General features: G+C 32.8%; 1 protein-coding gene. It reads right to left on the bottom strand.

Features of this window, described 5'->3' with window-relative positions:
* Positions 1–48: 48 nt before the first annotated feature.
* Positions 49–475: DUF6377 domain-containing protein (locus HC175_RS18140; protein WP_235942672.1), on the bottom strand; the 427-nt coding region annotated here is incomplete at its 5' end.

The following is a 475-nucleotide window of genomic DNA, read 5'->3' as shown; positions in this document are numbered from 1 at the left end:
ATACACTATTAAAAGTATATAGAAATAAGCTGAAAATATAGCTTCAAATTAGAGTTTTAGAGTAGTTTTTTCATACAATTCCTGATCAAAATCCCTTTTCTCCAACCAGGATTTGTTCCTCAATTTTGTCTTGTATGCGTAGATGGAATTGACCGAATAACCCAGGATCTGTGCAATGATTTCATTGTGGGTAATTCCTAGTCTAATAAGAGCAAAAATTCTCAACTCCTTATTTAGAATTTTTCCTTTTTTGACTTTAATCTGTTCTTCCGGTCTTAGTAGCGAATTAAACTCCTCGATGAAATTCGGAAAAAGTTTGATAAAGGCTTCATCAAAATTCTGAAGCAGTTTTTCCTTTTCTTTTTTCAGGTCGTAATTACCCAGCAAATATTTGATCTTTTCCAGCTTTCCATCTTCTACAGCGTTTTCCACTTTAGATTTAAATTCCCTGAATTTCTCAAAGATATCAGCATCC

The organism is Salinimicrobium oceani (assembly GCF_012037645.1).
Note: the sequence above shows the minus strand (reverse complement) of the source record. Positions and strands in the feature narration are given on the sequence as shown.